The organism is Flavobacterium anhuiense (assembly GCF_001705175.1).
Lineage (GTDB): Bacteria > Bacteroidota > Bacteroidia > Flavobacteriales > Flavobacteriaceae > Flavobacterium > Flavobacterium anhuiense.
The window spans coordinates 2,798,572-2,814,989 of sequence record NZ_CP016907.1 but is presented as its reverse complement, the minus strand read 5'-3'; the positions used below and the strand labels follow the sequence as shown (position 1 = coordinate 2,814,989).

At 36.7% G+C, this 16,418-nt stretch carries 10 protein-coding genes, 2 tRNA genes and 2 rRNA genes; 4 read left to right on the top strand and 10 right to left on the bottom strand.

Features of this window, described 5'->3' with window-relative positions:
• Positions 1-30 precede the first annotated feature (30 nt).
• On the top strand, positions 31-2,160 hold the full coding sequence (gene scpA, locus BB050_RS12345) for a methylmalonyl-CoA mutase (protein WP_008467961.1): 2,130 nt from the start codon (positions 31-33) through the stop codon (positions 2,158-2,160).
• A 96-nt stretch (positions 2,161-2,256) separates the two neighbouring features.
• Here scpA and BB050_RS12340 read toward each other — a convergent pair whose 3' ends face one another.
• The 4 genes from BB050_RS12340 to dapF all read right to left on the bottom strand — a co-directional run bounded on the left by BB050_RS12340 (position 2,257) and on the right by dapF (position 5,789).
• The gene (locus tag BB050_RS12340; protein ID WP_008467959.1) at positions 2,257-2,898 is read right to left on the bottom strand and encodes a hypothetical protein; all 642 of its coding nucleotides are present in this window, start codon (positions 2,896-2,898) and stop codon (positions 2,257-2,259) included.
• 480 nt (positions 2,899-3,378) lie between these two features.
• Positions 3,379-4,419: an endolytic transglycosylase MltG gene (mltG, locus tag BB050_RS12335; RefSeq protein ID WP_008467958.1), complete on the bottom strand. Its 1,041-nt coding sequence runs from the start codon at positions 4,417-4,419 to the stop codon at positions 3,379-3,381.
• Between the two features lie 10 nt (positions 4,420-4,429).
• A complete protein-coding gene (locus BB050_RS12330; protein WP_008467956.1) occupies positions 4,430-4,963 on the bottom strand; it encodes a GNAT family N-acetyltransferase in 534 nt (177 codons plus the stop codon).
• 43 nt (positions 4,964-5,006) lie between these two features.
• A complete protein-coding gene (gene dapF, locus BB050_RS12325; RefSeq protein WP_066033750.1) occupies positions 5,007-5,789 on the bottom strand; it encodes a diaminopimelate epimerase in 783 nt (260 codons plus the stop codon).
• Between the two features lie 161 nt (positions 5,790-5,950).
• Here dapF and BB050_RS12320 point away from each other — a divergent pair, with 161 nt between their 5' ends.
• A complete protein-coding gene (locus BB050_RS12320; RefSeq protein ID WP_008467953.1) occupies positions 5,951-7,351 on the top strand; it encodes a trypsin-like peptidase domain-containing protein in 1,401 nt (466 codons plus the stop codon).
• 193 nt (positions 7,352-7,544) lie between these two features.
• Entirely contained in the window at positions 7,545-8,993 is a 1,449-nt protein-coding gene (locus BB050_RS12315; RefSeq protein ID WP_066033749.1) for a glyceraldehyde-3-phosphate dehydrogenase, read from the top strand.
• 57 nt (positions 8,994-9,050) lie between these two features.
• Here the strand turns inward: BB050_RS12315 and BB050_RS12310 are convergent, their stop codons facing one another.
• Positions 9,051-9,509: an Lrp/AsnC family transcriptional regulator gene (locus tag BB050_RS12310; protein WP_008467950.1), complete on the bottom strand. Its 459-nt coding sequence runs from the start codon at positions 9,507-9,509 to the stop codon at positions 9,051-9,053.
• Between the two features lie 201 nt (positions 9,510-9,710).
• Between BB050_RS12310 and ald the strand changes: the two genes are divergently transcribed.
• Positions 9,711-10,829, top strand: a complete 1,119-nt coding sequence (gene ald / locus BB050_RS12305) for an alanine dehydrogenase (protein WP_066033748.1) — start codon at positions 9,711-9,713, stop codon at positions 10,827-10,829.
• A 124-nt stretch (positions 10,830-10,953) separates the two neighbouring features.
• Here ald and pafA read toward each other — a convergent pair whose 3' ends face one another.
• The 5 genes from pafA to BB050_RS12280 all read right to left on the bottom strand — a co-directional run bounded on the left by pafA (position 10,954) and on the right by BB050_RS12280 (position 16,345).
• Positions 10,954-12,573, bottom strand: coding sequence for an alkaline phosphatase PafA (gene pafA, locus BB050_RS12300; RefSeq protein ID WP_066033747.1), 1,620 nt, complete (start codon positions 12,571-12,573; stop codon positions 10,954-10,956).
• 260 nt (positions 12,574-12,833) lie between these two features.
• A 5S ribosomal RNA gene (gene rrf, locus BB050_RS12295) occupies positions 12,834-12,943 on the bottom strand.
• A 144-nt stretch (positions 12,944-13,087) separates the two neighbouring features.
• Positions 13,088-15,970: ribosomal RNA gene (locus BB050_RS12290) — 23S ribosomal RNA — on the bottom strand.
• A gap of 136 nt (positions 15,971-16,106) precedes the next feature.
• Positions 16,107-16,180 (bottom strand) — tRNA-Ala (locus tag BB050_RS12285).
• Between the two features lie 91 nt (positions 16,181-16,271).
• A tRNA-Ile gene (locus BB050_RS12280) sits at positions 16,272-16,345 on the bottom strand.
• Positions 16,346-16,418: the final 73 nt, after the last annotated feature.

Sequence of the window (16,418 nt, the reverse complement as noted above, 5' to 3'; positions counted from 1 at the left end):
AATTAATTAAAAATTCAAAAAAGTGTCTCAATGATTAGAAAAGACCTTAAACATATTACTCTTCAAAGTCAAAAGCCGAAAGCTGAAAGTCAAGGAAACTTGGCAGACAACTTTACGACAGCTGAAGGAATTGAAATTAAAAAAAACTATTCTGAGAAAGATATCGAAGATTTAGATTTTCTTGATTTCGGAGCCGGTTTTGCACCAAATTTACGCGGACCATATGCTACGATGTATGTGAGACGTCCGTGGACTATTCGTCAATACGCAGGATTTTCTACAGCAGAAGAAAGCAATGCTTTTTACAGAAAAAATTTAGCGGCAGGACAGAAAGGACTTTCTATTGCTTTTGACTTACCAACACATCGCGGTTACGATTCAGATCACGAAAGAGTAGTTGGCGATGTCGGAAAAGCTGGTGTCGCAATAGATTCTGTTGAAGACATGAAAGTGCTTTTCGATCAGATTCCGCTAGATGAAATGTCTGTTTCCATGACTATGAATGGAGCTGTTTTACCTATTATGGCTTTTTATATAGTTGCTGCTGAAGAACAAGGTGTTAGTCCAGAAAAATTATCGGGAACAATCCAAAATGATATTTTAAAGGAGTTTATGGTTAGAAATACTTATATCTACCCTCCAACTCCTTCGATGAAAATCATTGCTGATATTTTTGAATTTACGAGCAAAAAAATGCCAAAATTCAATTCTATTTCCATTTCTGGTTATCATATGCAGGAAGCTGGAGCAACAGCTGATATTGAATTAGCATATACTTTGGCAGATGGTTTAGAATATATCAGAACCGGATTATCAACAGGAATGACGATTGATGAATTTGCTCCAAGATTATCTTTCTTTTGGGCAATCGGAATGAATCATTTTATGGAAATTGCCAAGATGAGAGCTGGGCGTATGATTTGGGCAAAATTATTACAGCAATTCAATCCAAAAAGTGATAAATCTTTGGCATTAAGAACGCATTGCCAAACCAGCGGATGGAGCTTGACAGAGCAAGATCCGTTTAACAATGTTGCTAGAACTTGTATAGAAGCGGCAGCAGCGGCTTTTGGCGGAACACAATCGCTTCATACTAATGCTTTAGACGAAGCAATCGCGCTTCCAACAGATTTCTCTGCCAGAATTGCTAGAAATACTCAAATATTTCTTCAAGAAGAAACTAAAATCACTAAAACAGTCGATCCTTGGGCTGGAAGTTACTATGTTGAAAGCTTAACCAATGACATCGTAGAAAAGACTTGGAAATTAATTGAAGAAGTAGAAGAACTTGGCGGAATGACCAAAGCAATTGAAGCTGGAATTCCAAAACTTCGAATTGAAGAAGCTGCGGCAAGAAAACAAGCAAGAATTGACAGCGGGCAAGATATTATTGTCGGTGTAAATAAATATCGTTTAGAGAAGGAAGATCCGTTGGATATTTTGGATGTAGACAATCAATTGGTTCGCAAACAACAGGTTGAACGTCTTGAAGAAATAAAACGAACGCGAGATTCTGAAAAAGTAAATAAGTCACTAGAAAAATTAATCCATTGTGCGCAGACAGGGCAAGGGAACTTATTAGAAAATGCAATTGAAGCCGCTAGAAACCGAGCAACATTAGGCGAAATCAGTAATGCATTGGAAACTGTTTTTGGCCGTTTTAAAGCACAAATTAAATCTTTTAGCGGAGTGTATAGTGCAGCAATAAAAAATGACGAGAATTTTGAAAAAGCAAAACAACTAGCAGATGTTTTTGCCAAACAAGAAGGAAGACGTCCTAGAATTATGATTGCTAAAATGGGACAAGACGGTCATGATCGTGGTGCAAAAGTAGTCGCAACAGGTTATGCCGATGTTGGTTTTGATGTTGATATAGGCCCATTATTTCAAACTCCGGCAGAAGCAGCAAAACAAGCCGTTGAAAATGATGTTCATATTTTAGGTGTTTCATCACTTGCTGCTGGTCACAAAACATTGGTGCCTCAAGTGATAGAAGAATTAAAAAAACATGGACGAGAAGATATTATGGTAATTGTGGGCGGTGTTATTCCGTCTCAGGACTATCAATTCTTGTTTGATGCCGGCGCATCGGCCGTTTTTGGACCTGGAACTAAAATAAGTGAAGCAGCTATAAAAATCTTAGAAGCTTTGATAGATTGAGTTTTGCAGTCTCAGTCTCAGTACTCAGTATTACCGATATGGAAAATAAATAGAAAAAGAGGTTGTTTCACCTATTGCGAAACAACCTCTTTTAATTTAGTCGTTTACTGTTGCGTTACTATCAGCTTCTATAAAAGAAAGATCGTAACCTGCAAAATCTCTCATGTAGCTTTTCAAAGAAGTTCCAAAAGCATCTCTAAAATGTCTGCTTCCTTTGTTTTTGAAAAAATTCTTTACAGAACCTGCACCACCTAAATGAGCTGCAGCTAAAATTCCAGATTCGGTAATTTCAATACCGCTGACGATTTTGCCTTCGTACTTTTCGATTTCGTTACGTAAAATCCATTTGTTTTTGGCTAGTAAAGCCATAAAAGCTTTTTCTTGTAGAGCAGGATCTTTTAAAAAGGCTTTAGTATCATTAATTCCGATTGCTCTCAAAGCTTTAGAACCAAATTGATATTTGCCCATATAACCAAGAGTATTTACAAGTCTGTACTGCCCTTGTGATTCTTTAAAAGCGACTGCTTCTTTAAATCCTATTAGACGATTTCCTGTGAATGGGACGTTTGCGATTTTTGGATAATCATCTTTTTCTTTAGATGGAAAAATGTATTCTGATCCATCCGTTTTTTCAATTAAAAACCAAGGTTTGGTTTCGTGGTTAGAGGGAATAAATCCCAAACTTAAAAATGTAATAATAACGACTAAACTCGCATAAAAATACCATTTCTTTATCATAAATTGTTTTTCTTCAAGACGCTGTCACCCTCTTGAAATTTCTACGGTGCAAAGATAAGTTATTTTAAAAATATGCTTAAAATCAATAGTTTAGCATTTTTTACGTAAAATCGTAAACTGCTTCTATCCCAGTTATAGTAATGGATACCGAGAGATTTCAGTTCTCTTTTTTTAGCTTTAAAAACCAAAAATCGAAGCCAAAAAAAATCCCATTTTATATAAATTTTAAGCAAATTTCATTAAAATGAAGGAATTTTCTTATATAAAATACTTGATTTTTTATTCAAATCTTGAAAACCAGTTTTTGAATTTTATAAAATTGAACATCAAAAAATGTTTATTTTTTTATTAATTCATTACAAAAAATACTCAAAATAATAAATTCATAAATTTTCGATTTCAATCCAATTTTTGCATTTGAAAAAAAAAAACCGAAGTAGAATTTTACTTCGGTCTTTAATATTTAAAAAGATAATAAAATTATCTCGTTACTCCTTGACTAGCAATCCAGTCAGAATATTTTTTTGCATTTACATTATGTTCTGCCAATGTCGCCGCAAACTCGTGATATCCGAAACGATCAACACTTGCACAGAAATAAATATAATCGTTTTTCTCTGGATTTAAAACTGCTTCTAATGCTGTAATATCAGGCATTGCAATTGGTCCAGGCGGAAGTCCTTTGTTGACATAAGTATTATATGGAGATCTCATTACCAAATCATTGTAAAAAACTCTTTTTATAACTTGATCAAAATTGTTGTCTCTTAATTTTAAAGCATAAATAACGGTTGGATCAGCCTGCAAAGGCATTTCTAAACGTAAACGATTCAAATAAACTCCTGCAATACGTGGTCTTTCGTCTTTTTTAACGGATTCTTTATGCACAATTGAAGCTAAAATTGTAGCTTGCACTGGAGTTAAACCTTGTTTCTTTGCCTTCTCGATTCTTTCAGGTGTCCAAAAATTATGATATTCTTTTATCATTTTATCACGAAACTTTTCAGCTGAAGTATTCCAATAAACTTCGTAAGTATTTGGAATAAACATTGCAAAAACATTTTCTTCATTAAATCCGTTTGCTGCTAAAAATGTAGAATCTTTTATCGCTTTTAGAAGTGACAAACTATCTGCTTCAATTTCTGCTCCGATTCTTCCGGCAAAATTCTCTAATCTTTCTTGATTATTGAAAACCAACTTAACAGGAATATTAGAACGCATTGCCCTTACTAAGTCGATATTATTCATATCTTTTTTCAGTAAAAAACGTCCAGATTTTACATTTTGCGGATAATCTCTTTTTTCGGCAACCAATTCAAAGTTGTCAAAATTCTTTATGTAAGGTGCTAATATCTTTTTTACATCAGCATAATTGGCATCTGTCGGCACATAGACATACACTTCCTTTTCTTCAAATTTAGTATTAGAACTAAATATTTTACTGATTAATATAAAACCATAAATCAATAAAACTGAAATGATGGCTACGGCACTTATCGTGATTATTTTTTTTAGACTCAAAGCTTAAAATTTAAATTTGTTTATTAATTAACTGATAAATTGCTTCATCGTGATAGCGGTTATGATACAAGATCCAGTCTTTTTTGATTCCGATTTTCTTAAAACCAAATTTAGTAAAAAGTGCAAGACTTGCTACATTTTGTACACCAATATTTGCATACAATTGATGAAGATTTAAATTATAAAAAGAATATTTTATTAAAAGCCCTAAAGCCTCAGAACCAATATTTTTCCTTTGATTTTCTTCTTTCTGAATAACAATACCAATCCCTGCCCTATTATTTCTAGGATCAAAATCAAATAAATCAATCAATCCGATAGCAGGAAAATCTTCATCTTGGCAGATAGCCAAACGAAGCTGTTTTGCTTCATAAATATCTTGATGTGCATTTTCCAAATATTGTTTAATCAAAAAACGACTGTAAGGAGTTTGCGTATTACTAACTTCCCAAATATTTTCGTCATTTTCTATAGAGTAAATAAACTCTAAATCTTGAGGCTCAAGTGGACGCAAATAAATCGAATCGCCTTTTAATGTAATCATCTTGATATTTTAGATTGTAGATTTTAGATTGCAGATTTTAGATTTAAATCTCGATTGTTCCTTTAAAAACAAATTTCGCAGGACCTGTTAAAAAAACATTTGTATAACCATCATTATCCTTATCAAAAGAAACCACTAGTTTTCCTCCTTCAACATTTAAGTTTATCGAAGTTTTATCTGTTTCTCCAATCGCATTCATCGCAATTGCAACTGCAGTTGCTCCAGTTCCGCAGGCAAGAGTTTCATCTTCAACACCTCTTTCGTAAGTTCTTAAAGAAAAAGTATCGCTATCTACTTTTTTAACAAAATTGACATTGCTTCCTTTTTCTCCGTACAATTCACCATAACGAATTGCGGCTCCGTTTTCTTTTACATTATAATGTTCCAAATCATCTACAATCTGAACATGGTGCGGAGAACCTGTATTTAGGAAAGTATAAGAATCTTTTTTCTGAATTTCGTTTACATCAATCATTTGTAAAGACACAATTGAATCAGCACTTACAGAAGCATGATGCAATCCGTCGGTTGCGATAAAAGTGGTTTTGTCATCAATTACACCTAATTGATTGGCAAAAGCAACAAGGCAACGTCCGCCGTTTCCACACATCGAACTTTGATTTCCATCTGAGTTATAATACACCATTCTGAAGTCAGTTTCAGAATCATTTTCGAGTAAAATTAATCCGTCTGCTCCAATTCCGAAACGTCTGTCGCACAGACGCTCAATAAGCTTTACATCGTCTTTTGGAAAGAAATTTGTACGATTATCAATCATTACAAAATCGTTTCCAGTACCTTGATATTTATAAAATTCTATTTGCATTTTTTAGTTGTTAGAAATGCAAAAGTACGAACTATTAATTAATGAAATGTTAATCATTGTTAAAGAGCGTTAAACCGTTTTTACAAATAATTTTTTGAAGTAATTTTACGTTAAATAAAACATGAAACTTAAATTCTAATAACTTAATTACAAATTCTAATATGAAAAGATTTTCAGCCTTATTTTTAGTGTCATTATTAAGTGGTGCTATTACTCTTGGTGCTTACAAGTTATTATTTGAAAGCAACAATTCTTTTTTTGGAAAAGGAAATTCTGTTGTAACTCTTGCCCCTAACTCTTATGGAAAAAATGTTGGTTTAGGTGCTGAAATACTAGATTTTACCGAAGCCGCAGACAAAACTGTACATACCGTTGTTCACGTAAAAAATGTTTCGAGAAGAACTATTAGCAACCCAATGCTTGAATTTTTCTACGGATATGGCGGACAGCAACAACAAGAACAGGTAGGAACTGGTTCTGGTGTTATTATTTCTGAAGACGGATACATTGTTACGAATAATCACGTAATTAAAGATGCCACAGAAATTGAAATTACTTTAAATAATAAAAAATCATACAAAGCGAAGTTAATCGGTACGGATTCAAAAATGGATATTGCCCTTTTGAAAATCAATGCTGATGAAAAACTTCCTTATACTGCTTTTGCAAATTCTGATAACGTAAAAGTCGGAGAATGGGTATTGGCAGTTGGAAATCCTTATAACTTGACTTCTACTGTAACTGCTGGAATTGTTTCGGCTAAAGCTAGAAATTTAGACCAAAGCGGAATCCAATCTTTCATTCAGACTGATGCTGCAGTAAACCCAGGTAATAGCGGTGGAGCGTTAGTAAATGCAAGAGGTGAATTAATTGGAATTAATACCATGATTTCTTCAATGACAGGTTCTTATGTTGGATATTCTTTTGCTGTTCCTTCTAATATAGCTCGTAAAATTATTGAGGATATTATGGAATATGGAAATGTTCAAAGAGGTATTCTTGGTGTTGAAGGTGGCGAATTGAATGCAACAGCTTCTAAAGAATTGGGAGTAACAGAAACGCAAGGATTCTACATTAATAGAGTTTCTAAAAATTCTGGCGCAGAAAAAGCTGGTCTAACTAAAGGTGATATCATTGTAAAATTGGATGATCAAAATATTGCAACTTATGCAGATTTATCTGGCTACATCAATACAAAACGTCCAAATGATGTTGTAAAAGTAACTTACATTAAAGACGGAAAAACTAAAACTGTCCCTGTTACTTTAAGCAAAAATGAGTTTTACAGCGCTGAATTTAAAGGAATTGAATTAGAAAATATTGATGCTGCTGACAAGAAAAAATTCAGAATCGATTATGGCGTTAAAATTAAAAACATCAGCAATGAGAATTTAATGCAATATCAAAATGAATTAGTAGGAAATATTATTCTAAGCATTGATAATGTAAAAGCAACAAACGTTGAAACGGTTTCAAAACTTTTAAGTAAAAAAGACGAAGGACAAAGCGTTCGAATTGAAATGATCAACAGAAACGGAGAGATTTTCAGAATTATTATATAAGTCGCAGTTTTCAGTCCCAGTTATCAGTTATTAAAAACTGGGACAGTGATTGAAAACTAAAAAATAGCCATCTTAATAAAATAAGGTGGCTTTTTTATTTTCAAAAATAAATGCTAAAATAGTTTACGAAATCGATTGAAATAGATACTTTTGCGCAAAATTTTAAAATAGTGAGCATTTTATTTTTTCAATTATGAGTAACAAATCATTGTACCAAAAAGAGGTATCCTTACAAGTCGACCGAAGAAAAGCGGGTGTCGAATTAATCAAAGTCATAAGCGATTTATGGTATGACAAATCAATCGAGATGGTTTTATTCAAAAATCAGTTATTGGATAAAAACGTTAGCGATATTATCAATCTTCATCAATATGCTGGTGAATTCGTAGGTAAGCCAATCAGTATTTTTGATTCGGTTGAAATCGCAAAAGTGGTATTATCTCTAGATCTTCCGCCAGCAAAAATAGATTTGGGAAAACTAACTTACGAATATCGCTTAGAAGATGAGAAATATCCTGATGCAAGATATTTTGTTATTGAAAAATTGAAAAAAGCAAAATCTTCAAAAGAAATTAAGCCTAAGGATATTGTTTTGTATGGCTTTGGAAGAATTGGACGTCTATTGGCGAGAGAGCTAATGTCTAAAACTGGAAAAGGAGATCAATTGCGATTAAGAGCAATTGTAACACGTGATAAAAATGACGCTACAAGCCTAGAGAAACGAGCTTCTCTATTGCGATATGACTCAATTCACGGAGATTTTCAAGGATCTGTAATAGCCGATTCTAAAAATAATGCCTTAATTATAAACGGAACAACTGTTCATATCATTACAGCAAATTCCCCAGAAGAAATCGATTATACTGTCTATGGAATCAATGATGCTTTAGTAATTGATAACACTGGAGCGTTTACTACCGAAGAAGCATTAAAAAGACATTTAACATCAAACGGAGCTAGTAAAGTTTTACTGACTGCTCCTGGAAAGGGTGTACCGAATATTGTACATGGTGTAAATCATAATGAATTTAACCCTGATGAAGTAAATATTTTTTCAGCTGCATCATGTACAACAAATGCCATCACTCCAATTTTAAAAGTGATTGAAGAAACTCTTGGCGTTGTAAAAGGACATTTAGAAACCATTCATGCTTACACCAACGATCAAAATTTGGTAGATAATATGCATAGAAAATACCGTCGCGGTAGAGCAGCTGCTTTGAATATGGTGATTACCGAAACTGGCGCAGGAAGTGCTGTTGCAAAAGCTTTACCATCATTGGAAGGCAAATTAACCTCAAATGCGATTCGTGTTCCTGTCCCTAATGGATCTCTAGTTGTTTTAAATCTAGAAGTTAAAAAAGCAACATCAATTGCAGGAATTAATAAAATCATGAAAAAATATGCTCTTGAAGGAGAATTAGTAGAGCAGATAAAATATTCTTTAAACAACGAATTAGTTTCGTCCGACATTGTAGGAACTTCAGCTCCATCAATTTACGACAGCAATGCTACTATTGTTTCTAAAGACGGAAAAAACATCGTACTTTACATTTGGTACGATAACGAATATGGTTACAGCCATCAAGTTATTCGTTTAGCAAAATATATTGCCAAAGTAAGACGTTATACTTATTATTAATTCAACCAAACTAACTTTTTTGCTAAAAACCATCGGGATTTCCTGATGGTTTTTTTATTAAATCGGAAGAACAGTCGTACTTTTCACTTCTGAAATAACAAAAACAGTATTGATCAAAGAGACTTCGGGCAAAACCGATAATTTTTTCTGGTGAAAATGATGATAACTTTCCATGTCTGGAATTATAATTTTCAGCATATAATCGAAGTTTCCTGAAACATAATTACACTCTACTACTTCAGGCAAATTCAAAATCGATTGGTTAAATCCTTCCGATGTATCGTAAGTCTGTTTTGTAAGCGTAACTTGGCAGTAAACGGTCAAATTATTTCCGAGTTTTTTCTTGTCTAGAAGCGTCACATATTTTTCTATAATGCCATCTTTTTCAAGACGTTTCACCCGATCATGAACTGGTGTTAAAGACAAGTTTATTTTGTTTGCGATGTCTTTTAAAGTATAGTGCGCGTCTTCCTGCAAAAGACGTAGGATTTTTTTGTCAATTTCATCTAAAGCCATAACGAAAACGTTTTATTAAAATTAGATAGATTTAGTCTTTTTTTCTTTTTGAAGAATAAATTCAGACCAAAAACAGAATATTTTTCTGTAAAAGTAAAAAATAAAATAATATTTTCTTATTTATTAAGCATTAAACCATAATTTATTCTCTATCTGTAGATTTGTAAAACAATTTCAATAAAAACAAAAAAATATAACAAAATGATAATAGGTGTTCCTAAAGAAATAAAAAATAACGAAAACAGAGTTGCTTTAACTCCTGCAGGTGTATCAGAAATGAAAAAACACGGACATACAGTTTATGTTCAATCTACTGCTGGTTTAGGAAGTGGTTTCGCCGATGAAGAATATGCACAAGCTGGTGCAGTTATTTTACCAACAATTGAAGAAGTTTATGCTATTGCAGAAATGATCATCAAAGTAAAAGAACCAATTGCTTCTGAATACCCATTGATCAAAAAAGATCAATTATTATTTACTTACTTCCACTTTGCTTCTTCAGAAGAATTAACGCATGCAATGTTAGAAAAAGGAGCTGTTTGTTTAGCTTACGAAACTGTTGAGAAAACAGACAGAAGCTTACCATTATTAGTCCCAATGTCTGAAGTTGCTGGTCGTATGGCTATCCAACAAGGAGCGAAATATCTTGAAAAACCATTAAAAGGAAGAGGAATTCTTTTAGGAGGAGTTCCAGGTGTACCACCTGCAAAAGTATTAATTTTAGGTGGAGGAATTGTAGGAACTCAAGCTGCAAAAATGGCTGCTGGTTTAGGTGCTCAAGTTACTATTATGGACTTAAGCCTACCTCGTTTACGCCAATTGGATGATATCATGCCTGCAAACGTAAACACAGAGATGTCTAACCACTACAATATTACGAGAGCAATTAAAGATGCTGACTTAATCGTTGGTGCTGTTTTAATTCCAGGAGCAAAAGCACCTCACTTAATTACTCGTGATATGCTTAAATTAATGCGTCCGGGAACTGTTGTTGTTGACGTAGCGGTAGATCAAGGAGGATGTATAGAAACTTGTACTCCTACAACTCACGAAAACCCAACTTTCATTATTGATGATATCGTTCACTACTGTGTAGCTAATATGCCAGGAGCTGTTCCTTACACTTCTACTTTAGCTTTAACAAATGCAACTTTACCATATGCTGTACAATTAGCAAACAAAGGATGGGAAAAAGCTTGCGCAGAAAATGAAGAATTGAAAAAAGGATTAAACGTAGCTAATGGAAAAATCCTGTACAAAGGAGTTGCAGAAGCTTGGAATCTTCCTTTTAACGAAGAAATAGTATTAGCAAACGCATAGTGTTAATACTTAAACAAGTGCTTACTAAGTCACTATTACAAAAAGCTTTTCTTAATTGAAAAGCCTTTTTTTATGGCATAAAAAAACCTGTCATGAAGACAGGTTTTTCTAAATAATAATCTATTTATTTTTTATTGTCAAGAACTTCAGTCATAACTTTTGCCTCGGTTCCATTTGGGAAAGTAACTTTAATTTTTTGAGCAATTGTTGGAGCAATTTCCGTAATTGCTTTTTTATCATACGACTCACCTTTTTTGATATGCCAACCATAGAAAATAGCTGGAACATGTGTATCATAGCTATAAATGGTGCCGTGAGATGTACCTGTTGGAGTATATTCAATCATGCCAGGCTTATCTACAATAACTAAATCACCATTTTGTGTAACATCATAACCTTTTGCCACAAAATTAAGAGCATAGTCATTTCCAGCATTCGCTAAAACTTCTTCTTCTGTATAAACCTTTTTAACTTGCGGTTGGGTTATTAAAAACTTTTTAAAAATATCTTCAACTTTATCAAGATCTAATTTCTTATCCTTAACAATTTGCTTATTAAAGAAAACATTAAAATTCGAATAATTTTGAATCAAATCTACACCAAAAGTCTTAGTTGAAAAATCCTGTAAGCTTTTCTTAACCTCTTTTGAAGGATAATTGTCAACATTATATTTACGATCTTTCAAATAGATTACATTTTCAGCTCCGGCATGATCAGCAGTTAAGAAAAGTAAGTAATTCCCTTTTCCAACTGTTTTATCCAAATAAGCCAAGAAATCAGCAATTGTCTGATCTAATCTTAAATAAGTATCTTGAAGTTCCATCGATCTAGGACCTAACAAATGACCTACATAATCTGTAGATGAAAAACTAACAGTTAAGAAATCAGTAACATTATCCTTCCCTAATTCTTCTTTCTCAATAGCTCTTTTTGCAAACTCAGCTAAAAGATCATTTCCAAAAGGAGTAGCTCTGATAACACCTGCATCATTTTTTTCATACATAGATTTTAAATCATATGGAAAAACAGGTGCAGCACTTCCATACAGCTTTCCTTCATATGGATTATTATCTGGAAGACTTTCATTGTAAACTGAAGCAGGTTTATACAAATCCCATCCTTTATTAATATATTTTAAGTAGTTTTTTTCATTATTGAATTCAGTAACCCATTCTGGCAGTTTCTCACCGTAAAAAGTACTAGAAATAAAAGAACCTGTTTTACTGTACCAAAATGCCCAGTTCGCAAAATGTCCTGCTGGCAATATGGCTCCACGATCTTTTAGACTCATTCCAATAACTTTTCCAGTAAAGTTAGTAGCCATTCTTACTTCATCAGTAATTGTAGTACTTTGAAGATTCTTTGGAGACATCGCGCCTTCTTCGGCAGTGCCATCACCTACAGTTTTAACTCCTGCATCATCCGTACAATACATTTCTTTTCCAAGAGTTCTGCTAAACCATTCGTTACCTACAATTCCGTGTGTAGCTGGAGTTGTACCAGTGTAGATTGAAGCGTGTCCAGGAGCAGTATAAGTTGGCATATAATTGTAATGCATATTCTGGAAAGTAAATCCATCATTCATTAATCTTTTAAAGCCGTTAGGAGAAAAATCATCTGAAAAGCGATATAAATATTCCATTTTCATTTGATCGACAACTATACCCACAACTAACTTTGGACGTTGTTGCGCACTTAAACCTGTTACAGCAAGAAGTGCTAACAATAAAATATTTTTCTTCATATTTAAAAAGTAATTTAAACACAAAAATACTCATTCAAATCCAAAAAGTCTAAAGTATCAATATTTAACCGTCAACAATTGACTATAATTTAACAGTTATAGGGTTATAGTTTAAAATGCCACATTCCTTCGTGACAAGCAAGCATGTACGTCATCCCTAACGCTTGGTCAGGAAAAAAGTTTTAGGGCAGCTGCATTGCGGGATTTCCAAAAATTGCCATAAAACAGAAAACCCCGTTGTAAAACAGGGTTTTTCAAAAGAAAGGCGACGACATACTCTCCCACATGACTGCAGTACCATCTGCGCTGGCGGGCTTAACTTCTCTGTTCGGGATGGGAAGAGGTGAGCCCCGCCGCAATAACCACCTTAAGGCTATTCGCTGCAAGCAGCTTCCGACTGTTAATTATCAATTCTAAATTATCAATCAGACAATATCTTAACATACTGGGATAAAGAAACAAAGAGTTTTTTTTAGAAAGTTCTCTCCCCCGATCTGCATCGGGGGAAAAGGGTGTGCATAAGCTTACGGATTATTAGTACTGCTCGACTGTGACATTACTGCCTTTACATCTGCAGCCTATCAACGTGGTCATCTTCCACGATCCTTAAAAGAAATCTCATCTTGTGGTGGGTTTCGCGCTTATATGCTTTCAGCGCTTATCCCTTCCAAACGTAGCTACTCTGCGGTGCCCCTGGCGGGACAACAGATACACTAGAGGTTTGTCCAATTCGGTCCTCTCGTACTAGAATCAGATCCACTCAAATTTCTAACGCCCGCAGTAGATAGAGACCGAACTGTCTCACGACGTTCTGAACCCAGCTCGCGTGCCACTTTAATGGGCGAACAGCCCAACCCTTGGGACCTTCTCCAGCCCCAGGATGTGACGAGCCGACATCGAGGTGCCAAACCCCCCCGTCGATATGAGCTCTTGGGGGAGATCAGCCTGTTATCCCCGGCGTACCTTTTATCCTTTGAGCGATGGCCCTTCCATGCGGAACCACCGGATCACTATGCTCTACTTTCGTACCTGATCGACCTGTATGTCTCTCAGTCAAGCTCCCTTATGCCATTGCACTCTGCGCACGGTTACCAAGCGTGCTGAGGGAACCTTTAGAAGCCTCCGTTACTCTTTTGGAGGCGACCACCCCAGTCAAACTACCCACCAAGCACTGTCCCCCGCAATACGGGGTTAGGCCTCAGATAAACAAAGGGTTGTATTTCAACAATGACTCCAAAGCGCCTGGCGACGCCCCTTCACAGTCTCCAACCTATCCTACACATCATTTATCCAAGGTCAATACTAAGCTATAGTAAAGGTGCACAGGGTCTTTTCGTCCCACTGCGGGTAAACGGCATCTTCACCGTTACTACAATTTCACCGAGCTCATGGCTGAGACAGTGTCCAGATCGTTACACCATTCGTGCAGGTCGGAACTTACCCGACAAGGAATTTCGCTACCTTAGGACCGTTATAGTTACGGCCGCCGTTTACTGGGGCTTCAATTCAATGCTTCTCCGAAGATAACATCTCCTCTTAACCTTCCAGCACCGGGCAGGTGTCAGGCCCTATACTTCATCTTGCGATTTTGCAGAGCCCTGTGTTTTTGATAAACAGTCGCCTGGACCTCTTCACTGCGGCCCCGATTGCTCGGGGCGACCTTTCTCCCGAAGTTACAGGTCTATTTTGCCTAATTCCTTAGCCATGAATCTCTCGAGCACCTTAGGATTCTCTCCTCAACTACCTGTGTCGGTTTACGGTACTGGTTCTTACTGCCTGAAGTTTAGAGGTTTTTCTTGGAAGCCCTTAGGCGCGCTATCTCTTTGTCCGAAGACTCCGAGTACTATCGCATTTCGCCATCTTCTACGGATTTGCCTATAGAAGATATAGCTAGGTGCTTTAACGGACTATTCCGTCAGTCCGCGGCGCTTTCATCACTCCGTCACCCCATCACAGCAATAAGAAGTACGGGAATATTAACCCGTTGGCCATCGACTGCCCCTTTCGGGTTCGCCTTAGGTCCAGACTAACCCACAGCTGATTAGCATAGCTGTGGAAACCTTAGTTTTTCGGTGTGCGGGTTTCTCGCCCGCATTATCGTTACTTATGCCTACATTTTCTTTTCTGACCGGTCCAGCATACCTTACGATACACCTTCAGCCCTGTCAGAATGCTCCCCTACCACTTGCACATACATGCAAATCCATAGCTTCGGTAATATGCTTATGCCCGATTATTATCCATGCTCGTCCGCTCGACTAGTGAGCTGTTACGCACTCTTTAAATGAATGGCTGCTTCCAAGCCAACATCCTAGCTGTCTGGGCAGACAAACCTCGTTCTTTCAACTTAGCATATATTTGGGGACCTTAGCTGATGGTCTGGGTTCTTTCCCTCTCGGACTTGGACCTTAGCACCCAAGCCCTCACTGCTGGTAAACATTATATAGCATTCGGAGTTTGTCAGGAATTGGTAGGCGGTGAAGCCCCCGCATCCAATCAGTAGCTCTACCTCTATATAACTATATCCAGCGCTGCACCTAAATGCATTTCGGGGAGTACGAGCTATTTCCGAGTTTGATTGGCCTTTCACCCCTACCCACAGGTCATCCGAAGACTTTTCAACGTCAACCGGTTCGGTCCTCCACTGTGTGTTACCACAGCTTCAACCTGCCCATGGGTAGATCACACGGTTTCGCGTCTAACACTACTGACTAAAGCGCCCTATTCAGACTCGCTTTCGCTGCGGATCCATGGCTTAACCACTTATCCTTGCCAGCAGCGTTAACTCGTAGGCTCATTATGCAAAAGGCACGCCGTCACCCCACGAAAGGGCTCCGACCGCTTGTAGGCGCATGGTTTCAGGATCTATTTCACTCCGTTATTCACGGTTCTTTTCACCTTTCCCTCACGGTACTGGTTCACTATCGGTCTCTCAGGAGTATTTAGCCTTAGCGGATGGTCCCGCCGAATTCAGACAGGGTTTCACGTGCCCCGCCCTACTCAGGATACCGCTATCCATTACATTTGTTGCCCGTACGGGGCTGTCACCCTCTATGGCGCTCCTTTCCAGAAGCTTCCGGTTCCTCATGCATGGAATCTCGCGGTCCTACAACCCCAACTATGCCGTAACATAATTGGTTTGGGCTAATCCGCGTTCGCTCGCCACTACTTACGGAATCACTTTTGTTTTCTTCTCCTCCGCCTACTTAGATGTTTCAGTTCAGCGGGTTTGCCCACCTATCGGTGTGCTATATCTTCAATATAGCGGGTTGCCCCATTCGGATATCTGCGGATCAACCGGTGTGTGCCCGTCCCCGCAGCTTTTCGCAGCTTATCACGTCCTTCATCGCCTCTGAGAGCCTAGGCATCCCCCATGCGCCCTTATTTTGCTTATTGCACCAATCTTGTCCGTTAGAACAAGACCGTTTTGTTTTGTTTTCATCATTGCTGATAAAAACGCTTTCTACTTTCTTATTATTTTCTTATCCCAATATGTCAATGAACTTTTATCTACCGTTTTTACGATAGTTTCGTGGAGAATAACGGAGTCGAACCGTTGACCTCCTGCGTGCAAGGCAGGCGCTCTAGCCAGCTGAGCTAATCCCCCAAATCTAATGATGAATTGTGAATTATGAATTATGAATTAATATTCATAACGCTTCAACTCTAGAATTTCCTTCTCTTCAAGCTTTAAAAAGTAGTCCCGGGCAGACTCGAACTGCCGACCCCTACATTATCAGTGTAGTACTCTAACCAGCTGAGCTACGAGACTCTGTTTTTTTACTTAAAAGTTTATTTCTTTAAATTAACAGCAAGAGTAATGCAATTTCAAGACCCAAAACCTA

What these genes read in the sequence shown, in the direction of transcription:
- scpA (WP_008467961.1), top strand. Translation starts at nt 31, where the DNA reads ATGATTAGAAAAGACCTTAAACATATTACTCTTCAAAGTCAAAAGCCG.
- BB050_RS12340 (WP_008467959.1), bottom strand. Translation starts at nt 2,898, where the DNA reads ATGATAAAGAAATGGTATTTTTATGCGAGTTTAGTCGTTATTATTACA.
- BB050_RS12330 (WP_008467956.1), bottom strand. Translation starts at nt 4,963, where the DNA reads ATGATTACATTAAAAGGCGATTCGATTTATTTGCGTCCACTTGAGCCT.
- dapF (WP_066033750.1), bottom strand. Translation starts at nt 5,789, where the DNA reads ATGCAAATAGAATTTTATAAATATCAAGGTACTGGAAACGATTTTGTA.
- BB050_RS12320 (WP_008467953.1), top strand. Translation starts at nt 5,951, where the DNA reads ATGAAAAGATTTTCAGCCTTATTTTTAGTGTCATTATTAAGTGGTGCT.
- BB050_RS12315 (WP_066033749.1), top strand. Translation starts at nt 7,545, where the DNA reads ATGAGTAACAAATCATTGTACCAAAAAGAGGTATCCTTACAAGTCGAC.
- BB050_RS12310 (WP_008467950.1), bottom strand. Translation starts at nt 9,509, where the DNA reads ATGGCTTTAGATGAAATTGACAAAAAAATCCTACGTCTTTTGCAGGAA.
- ald (WP_066033748.1), top strand. Translation starts at nt 9,711, where the DNA reads ATGATAATAGGTGTTCCTAAAGAAATAAAAAATAACGAAAACAGAGTT.
- pafA (WP_066033747.1), bottom strand. Translation starts at nt 12,573, where the DNA reads ATGAAGAAAAATATTTTATTGTTAGCACTTCTTGCTGTAACAGGTTTA.